Source organism: Mesorhizobium sp. M7A.F.Ca.CA.004.06.1.1 (genome assembly GCF_003999135.1).
Taxonomy (GTDB): Bacteria; Pseudomonadota; Alphaproteobacteria; order Rhizobiales; family Rhizobiaceae; genus Mesorhizobium.
Map to the genome: position 1 here is coordinate 1 of NZ_RZPQ01000389.1, position 5,496 is coordinate 5,496.

The 5,496-nt window shown below is 63.3% G+C and carries 6 protein-coding genes; all 6 read right to left on the reverse strand.

Features of this window, described 5'->3' with window-relative positions; all coding sequences use genetic code 11:
* Positions 1 to 1,689: ASKHA domain-containing protein (locus tag EN906_RS21320; protein WP_127375350.1), on the reverse strand; the 1,689-nt coding region annotated here is incomplete at its 3' end.
* The gene (locus EN906_RS21325) at positions 1,640 to 2,614 is read right to left on the reverse strand and encodes a methyltetrahydrofolate cobalamin methyltransferase (protein WP_127271735.1); all 975 of its coding nucleotides are present in this window, start codon (positions 2,612 to 2,614) and stop codon (positions 1,640 to 1,642) included. The genes EN906_RS21325 and EN906_RS21320, both read right to left, overlap by 50 nt.
* A gap of 82 nt (positions 2,615 to 2,696) precedes the next feature.
* Positions 2,697 to 3,788, reverse strand: coding sequence for a methylenetetrahydrofolate reductase (locus EN906_RS21330; protein ID WP_127271737.1), 1,092 nt, complete (start codon positions 3,786 to 3,788; stop codon positions 2,697 to 2,699).
* Positions 3,785 to 4,423 carry a methylenetetrahydrofolate reductase C-terminal domain-containing protein gene (locus tag EN906_RS21335; RefSeq protein WP_127271183.1) on the reverse strand — a complete coding sequence of 213 codons (639 nt, stop codon included), beginning with the start codon at positions 4,421 to 4,423 and terminating at the stop codon, positions 3,785 to 3,787. Before EN906_RS21335 ends, EN906_RS21330 begins: the two co-directional genes overlap by 4 nt.
* A complete protein-coding gene (locus tag EN906_RS21340) occupies positions 4,416 to 4,718 on the reverse strand; it encodes a virulence factor (protein WP_023812316.1) in 303 nt (100 codons plus the stop codon). Before EN906_RS21340 ends, EN906_RS21335 begins: the two co-directional genes overlap by 8 nt.
* 203 nt (positions 4,719 to 4,921) lie before the next feature.
* On the reverse strand, positions 4,922 to 5,496 hold a 575-nt coding region (locus EN906_RS21345; RefSeq protein ID WP_127375351.1), incomplete at its 5' end, for a formyl transferase.

The window sequence follows — 5,496 nt, forward strand, 5'->3', positions numbered from 1 at the left end:
AAGCTGAATGGCGCGCACATCGGTCTGGGTGATGGTGATCTTCGGCCCATCTTCCGTCAATGCGGCAGAGCCTTCCTTCAGCACGTAGGAGAAGGTGCGGCCGTTGGCGGTGACGCGCGGCGAACGGGCCGAAAGCCCGCCGTCGATGACGCCGTCCTCGGAAATGATGCCGGCGAGATACATCTCCGCCACCACTTCGATGATGCCGGAACCGCAGATGCCGGTGACGCCGGTTGCCTGGACGCTTTCCAGGAAGCCCGGCTCGTCGGACCACAGCTCAGAGCCGATGACGCGGTATTTTGGTTCCAGTGTATCGGGATCGATGCGCACACGCTCGATGGCGCCCGGTGCTGCGCGCTGGCCGCCGGAGATTTCGGCACCCTCGAAGGCAGGGCCTGTGGGCGAGGAGGCCGCAACCACACGCTGGCGATTGCCGAGTACGATCTCGGCATTGGTACCGACATCGACGATCAGCATCATCTCGTCCTGGCGATGCGGGCCTTCCGACAGCGTCACCGCCGCCGCGTCCGCTCCGACATGGCCGGCGATGCAAGGCAGCATGTAGAGCCTGGCGCCCTGGTTGAGCTTCAGGCCGATGTCGGATGCCTTGATGTGCACAGCGCCCGAAACGGCCAGCGCAAAGGGCGCGCCGCCAAGCTCGGTCGGATCGATGCCGAGGAACAGATGGTGCATGATCGGATTGCCGACGAAGACGCTGTCCAGGATGTCGTTGCGCTGGACATTGCCTTCGGCGCAGACCTTGTCGACCAGCCCGGAGATTGCCTCACGCACGGCGACCGTCATGCCTTCGCGGCCGTCAGGATTCATCATCACATAGGAGACGCGGCTCATCAGATCCTCGCCGAAGCGGATCTGCGGGTTCGAGGTGCCGGAGGAGGCGGCGACGCGGCCCGACAGCAGCGACACCAGATGCATGGCGATGGTGGTCGAGCCGATGTCGCAGGCGAGACCGTAGGCCTCGTTCTTGAGGCCGGGCCAAAGTGCTACGACGCGCGCGGTCTCCGAATCGGCATCCTTGTAGATGGCGGCGGTCGCGGTCCAGTTGCCCTTGCGCAGGATACCTTGCACCTGCGGCAGCAGATAAAAATCGAAATCAAGGCTTTTCAGGCCCCAATCGTGCATCAGCGCGATCTTCAGCCGGTCGAGATCGCCAAGCGGCTTGTGCATGTCGGGTTCTTCGATCTCGACATAGCACATGCGGATCGCCGCATCGCGGGCGATCACCCTGGTGTCGGCATCCTTGCGGATGGTCTGCGCGTTGATGACCGTGTCCTGCGGCACGTCGATGACGAGGTCGCCGAGAATCTGCGCCGAGCAGGAGAGGCGGCGCCGTTCGGGCAGGCCACGGACGCGCTCATAGCGCTCTTCCTTGGCGCCCTTGGGCGTGATGTGGTCGTTGGAGGAGGTGATCTTGTGCTTGGCGAAATTGCCTTCCTGCACTTCGATCTGGCAGCGTCCGCAAGTGGCGCGTCCGCCGCAGACGCTTTCGACATAGACGCCTAGCTGGCGCGCGGCATCGAGCACCGGCGTGCCGACAGGAAAACGCCCGCGCTTGCCGGACGGCATGAACAGCACGAGCGGGTCGGTGATGTTGGCAGGTGAGTTCACGATTGCGCGCTTATCCTCGGCCCATCCGGGCTTCACGGCCGCCACGGCGGCGGCCGCCATTGCCGGCGCCGTCGCCCGGCGCATTGACTTGCGTCGGGGCGGCAACGGCCTGGCCGCCTTCGGCCGGCTTGTAATCCTTATAGGTGCGGATCCAGTTGGTGCAGTTCTCGTCGGTGCCGTTCAGCACATTCGCGCCGCGCACGGCTTCCATTTCCTGCGGGCGCACCGGGTTCATGATCGCCGAGGTCATGCCGGCGCCGATAACCATCGGAATGAAGGCAGCGTTGATGCCATGGCGATGCGGCAGGCCGAACGAGATGTTGGACAGGCCACAGGTGGTGTTGACCTTGAGCTCTTCACGCAGGCGGCGCAGCAGCGCGAAGACCTGGCGGCCGGCATCGCCCAGCGCGCCGATCGGCATCACCAGCGGGTCGACGACGACGTCATGCGCCGGAATGCCGAAATCGGCGCAGCGCTCGACGATCTTCTTGGCGACGGCGAAACGCACGTCCGGATCCATTGAAATGCCCGTCTCGTCGTTGGAGATGGCGACGACCGGCACGTTGTACTTCTTGACCAGCGGCAGGATGGCTTCGAGCTTTTCTTCCTCGCCGGTGACGGAGTTGACCAGCGGACGGCCCTTGGCGACCTTGAGTGCTGCTTCGATCGCGGCGGTGACGGAACTGTCGATCGACAGCGGCAGGTCGACCAGCCCCTGCACGATCTCCAGCGTCTGCACCAAAAGGCCGGGTTCGGTCTCGTTCGGGTTAACCGAAGTGACGCCGGCGTTGACATCGAGCATGGTGGCGCCGCAGGCTGCCTGCTCGAGTGCGTCCCGGATGACGGTGTCGAAATTGCCCGCGATCATCTCGGCGGCCAGCTTCTTGCGGCCGGTCGGGTTGATGCGTTCACCGATCACGCAGAACGGCTGATCGAAGCCGATGATGATTTCTCGTGTCGCCGAGGCGACGATGGTACGGGTCATGGAATTCTCTCCGCCGTGATATAAAGATTTCTTTATATCGTTATCTGCTTTCGTTCAAGCGAATGGGTGGCCGTCCGCGCCGTCAATGCGCGGTCTTCACCATGTCCACCTGCGTTTCGGTAATGTCGTCGTGCAAGATGCTGTCGAGCCGGTCGGCGACGAGCTGATCGTCGCGGCGGATCTCACGTTTCCACGGCTGGCGGCCCTTCAGCACGCCCGATTCATCGACGATCTCGGCGACATATTCCTCCTGCCGGTAGGCCATCACATGGACGCCGGAAACGCCTGATATTTCCTTCACCTCGTTGATGATGTCGATGCAGAGTTGCTTGCCTTCCTTTTTCTGGTCCTGGGCGCCTTCCAGCCGCTTGATGACAGAATCGGGAATATGGATGCCCGGCACGTTCGAGCGGATCCACTTGGCCGTCTTGGCCGAGGCCAGCGGCCCGACGCCAACCAGGATGAAGCATTTTTCGGTGTAGCCGAGGTCGCGCACCTTTTGCATGTAGCTGCGGAACATCGGCACGTCGAAGCAATACTGGCTCTGCACGAATTGCGCGCCGGCGGCGATCTTCTTGCCCAGCCGATGCGGCCGGAAGTCGATCGGCGGCGCGAATGGGTTGATCGCGGCTCCGAGGAAAAGCTGCGGTGGCGTCGTCAGCTTGCGGCCGGACAGGAACTTGCCATTGTCGCGCATGATGCGGCAGGTCTCGAGCAGCGACATGCAGTCGAGGTCGAACACCGGCTTGGCGCCGGGCTGGTCGCCGGCCTGCACACCGTCTCCGGTCAGGCACAGCATGTTGGCGACGCCCATCGCGGCCCCGCCCAGCACGTCGCCCTGGATGGCGATGCGGTTCTTGTCGCGGCAGGCGATCTGCATGATCGGCGCATAGCCCATGCGGGTCAAAAGCGCGCAGATACCGACCGACGACATGTGGCAATTGGCGCCCGAGGCGTCGACGGCGTTGATGGCATCGACCCAGCCGTCGAAGATCTTGGCGCGGTTATAGACGTCTTCCGGATCGGCGCTGTCGGGCGGGTTGAGCTCGGTGGTGACGGCGAACTCGCCGCGCCGCAGGACGCGCTCCAGCCGGCCGCGCGAGGTGTGGCCGGGCAGGGGTTCGAGCGGCAGGTGGATGCCGGCCGGGTTCTCGTCGATCTGGCGTCCGATCATGCCGGTGCCCCGGTGTTTGCCGTCTCATTTTTGGCGGCAGCGGCCGCTTCGCGTGCGGCGGCCGCCTGCGCGGTCACCCGCAGCCAGGCCGATGTTTCGCGCAGCGACTGGTCGACCGGCTTCTGCACGGTCAGGATCCTGTCGCCGTGCACCATGTTCTGCGAGCCTTCCCAGGCTTTGACCCAGACGCAGGGCATATCGGGCTCGACCTCGCAATTGCCGTTGGCGCGGACGCCGCCGCAAGGACCGTTGCGCAATTGCTTGGGGCAGTTCATCGGGCACGACATGCCGGTCGAGGACAATATGCACTGGCCGCACATGCGGCAGTCGAACATGAAGCCCTTGACGCGCTTCTCGACGAATTTGATCGGCCCTTCGACGCGGCCGTAACCTATGCCCTTCCACAAGGGATGGAGGAGCAGGAACATGTCGGCGAATTTGGCGTAGAACCATTCGAGTAATCGCGAGTGCCGCACAGACCATAATCTGACCGCAAAGGAACGCTGCACGCGCCGCTGCGGCGATACGTCGGCCGGCTTGTAGTCGGATTTCGGCGCTGCCTTTTTGACCAGAGTGGCCTGGGTAACCGGCTGGACAACCCTTTGGCCATCCTTGGCAGGAATGGTTTCAGACATTTTCTTTGCCGCCTGCCTTGACCAGGGCGACCAGCCGCTCGCGGTCGTATTTCGTGTCGATATCGTTGAATGCCTTCTCGACCTCGGCTTCGAGGTCATCGCCGACCGGGACGGGATCGGCCTTGCGCCATTCGGCCAGATAATCGTCGGTGCCGCCGGCGCCAGTGCGCATCGCGCACATGTCGATCGCCTCGGTGAAGCGCAGCGGCAGCTCGCGCTTGGCGTTCTGCCGGCCCTTTTTGACGATGATTTGGGCTGGGATGTCGCGCCAGTAGACGACGATCAGATCGGCCATGAATTCTCACTCCTCGTTCTGCGAGCATTGCCGGAAGCGCAGTGGGGCCGCTTGTTATGGGACGACGCGCGCGCATTCAAAAGCGACGCATTTGGATGTCGTAAAATGAAAGGTGTGATTATTCGTTTCCGGCGTCTGCCGGCGCCCGGTTCGAGGCGTCGGAAAAGCCGGCTCACGGCGTGCGGATCCTGACGAGGAATGCGCTACCAGATGCCGGTTCTCAGGCCAGTCCAGAGATAGAACCAGATCGTCGGATGATACCATTGCTGTGATGGCAGACCGGGGTCGACGGTGGTGATTTTTCCGGCCAGAACATCGCTGACCGCCTCGACGCAGATGTCGCGCGAGAACGCGGCCTGGCGCAACGCGTAGCTGGAGATGGTGTCGCCGCGTTTCGGTTGACCGCGCACCTGTTTCAGCACGGCGCCCGTATCGACGCCGGCATCGACCAGATGCACGGTGGTGCCGAAATTCTGCGGGTCGCCTGACGTCAACGCCCAGTAGCCACCGTTCATGCCGCGGTATTTCGGCGTGATGCCGGCGTGATAGTTGAGCACCGGGCAAGGCATCCGGGCAAGCATGTCCTTCGACAACAGCCTGCAGCCATTAAGCAGGACAACGCCAGGCTGGATCTTCTTGATCGCTTCGAGGCATTCCGGCCCGTTGGCTGAGGCGACATGGATGATTTCCTGATCCCGCCGCGGCTCGACCTCGAGCTTTTCCTCGGCAATCAGCCGGGCGGCATGGCTGGCGAGAAGCCGTTTGCCCAGTCTGCTGA

Excerpts from the sequence above, each read along its gene's own strand:
- EN906_RS21325 (WP_127271735.1), bottom strand. The coding sequence starts at position 2,614 with ATGACCCGTACCATCGTCGCCTCGGCGACACGAGAAATCATCATCGGC.
- EN906_RS21330 (WP_127271737.1), bottom strand. The coding sequence starts at position 3,788 with ATGATCGGACGCCAGATCGACGAGAACCCGGCCGGCATCCACCTGCCG.
- EN906_RS21335 (WP_127271183.1), bottom strand. The coding sequence starts at position 4,423 with ATGTCTGAAACCATTCCTGCCAAGGATGGCCAAAGGGTTGTCCAGCCG.
- EN906_RS21340 (WP_023812316.1), bottom strand. The coding sequence starts at position 4,718 with ATGGCCGATCTGATCGTCGTCTACTGGCGCGACATCCCAGCCCAAATC.